The organism is Mesorhizobium sp. M4A.F.Ca.ET.090.04.2.1 (assembly GCF_003999085.1).
Taxonomy (GTDB): domain Bacteria; phylum Pseudomonadota; class Alphaproteobacteria; order Rhizobiales; family Rhizobiaceae; genus Mesorhizobium.
Genome location: NZ_RZOT01000765.1, coordinates 1 through 1,906, shown reverse-complemented (window position 1 = coordinate 1,906; position 1,906 = coordinate 1). Strand labels below are relative to the sequence as shown.

Annotated in this window: 2 protein-coding genes; both read left to right on the top strand. The window is 65.6% G+C overall.

Going from position 1 to position 1,906, the window contains the following annotated elements; translation table 11 throughout:
• Positions 1-161 precede the first annotated feature (161 nt).
• Positions 162-1,565, top strand: coding sequence for an L-serine ammonia-lyase (locus tag EN781_RS31535; protein ID WP_126054678.1), 1,404 nt, complete (start codon positions 162-164; stop codon positions 1,563-1,565).
• A gap of 75 nt (positions 1,566-1,640) precedes the next feature.
• The coding region (locus EN781_RS31530; RefSeq protein ID WP_127400681.1) for a DUF1489 family protein at positions 1,641-1,906 on the top strand (266 nt) is incomplete at its 3' end.

Genomic DNA, 1,906 nt, shown 5'->3' with positions numbered 1-1,906 from the left:
CCTGGCGTTGTCGAGAATAGCCCCGCCAGCGCAACCCGACAATCAATGTCGCTGCCGGAGCAAACAAGGTCGGAGGGCGCGGCGCCGCGATCCGTAAAACAGCGGAAACATCTCAGCAATTCCTATATGTATGCCGAGACGGATTCAGGAGACAACGGCGCGTGTTCCTTTCGGTTTTCGACCTGTTCAAGATCGGCATCGGTCCATCGAGTTCGCACACGATGGGGCCGATGACCGCCGCCCGGCGTTTTCTGGACGAGGTAGCCGGAAACGACTGGCCGCGGCCGGCCGGCGTCAAGGTCGACCGCATCGGCGCCAGCCTGCACGGCTCGCTCGCCTACACCGGCATCGGCCATGGCTCCGACCGCGCCGTCATCCTCGGCCTTGCCGGCGAGACGCCGCAGACGGTCGATCCCGACCTCGCTGACGGCATCGTTGCCAGGATCGCTGCCGAGAAGCGCATCGCGCCGCCGGGTCACCCGACTTACCGCTTCGATCCCGCGACCGATCTCGTGCTCGACCGCAAGACGCCGCTCACCGGCCACGCCAACGGCATGGCGTTCTATGCCTACGACGCCGGCGACCGACTGCTGCTCAAGCGCATCTATTATTCGATCGGCGGCGGCTTCGTCGTTTCCGAGGAAGAGCTGCAGCGGATGAAGGCCAAGGGCTCAGTGACGACGGAAGGCAAGAAGGTGCCTTATCCCTTCAAGAATGCCGTCGAGATGCTGAAGATGGCGGCCAAGAGCGGGCTTTCCATCGCCGAGATGAAGCGCGTCAACGAGGAGACGCAGATGTCGCGCGAGGAGCTCGACGCGGGTCTCGACGCCATCTGGAGCGCCATGAAGGGCTGCATCGACCGCGGCCTTTCGCAGGACGGCATCATGCCGGGCGGGTTGAAGGTGCGCCGCCGTGCCCGGCAGTTGCACGACAAGCTGCTGGAACAGTGGCAGCAGAACCGGCCGAACCCCTTGCTCGCCAATGACTGGCTGTCGATCTACGCCATGGCGGTCAATGAGGAGAACGCCGCTGGCGGGCGCGTCGTCACCGCGCCGACCAACGGGGCGGCCGGCACGCTGCCGGCGGTGCTGCGCTACTGGCTGCATTTCCATCCCGAAGCCGACCAGCCAAGCATACGCGACTTCCTGCTGACGGCGGCCGCCGTTGGCGGCATCATTAAGTCGAACGCCTCGATCTCCGGCGCCGAAGTTGGCTGCCAGGGTGAGGTCGGCTCCGCCTCGGCCATGGCTGCGGCTGGGCTGTGCGCCGTCATGGGCGGCACGCCGGAGCAGGTCGAGAATGCGGCCGAGATCGCGCTGGAGCATCATCTCGGCATGACCTGCGATCCCGTCGCCGGGCTGGTGCAGGTGCCCTGCATCGAGCGCAATGCGCTCGGCGCCGTCAAGGCTGTGACCGCCGCCTCGCTCGCCATCAAGGGCGACGGCACCCACTTCGTGCCACTCGACGCGGCGATCGAGACCATGCGCCAGACCGGCCTCGACATGAACGAGAAGTACAAGGAAACCAGCCTCGGCGGCCTCGCCGTCAACGTCGTCGAGTGCTGAACGGCTGATGCTGGCACTGTGGAGAAGTCGGGCAGGGCCGTTGACGGTTTCGCGTGCCGGACTAAACCTTAAGCGATGGCTCTCAATCTCCTAAAACTCTGCGTCGGCTGCGACAGCGTCGAGGATCTCGAAGAGTGGATCGACTTTCGCCTCGACGAGCGGCGGCGCGCCGGCGAGCCGGCCGAGCACTGGCACACCACCCGCATGGTGCCGACGCGTGGCGACGAAGTCACCGACGGCGGCTCGCTCTATTGGGTGATCAAGGGCAACGTGCAATGTCGCCAGTTGATCACCGAGATCCGGCCGTTCACCGACGACGAGGGCATCGGCCGCTGTCACCT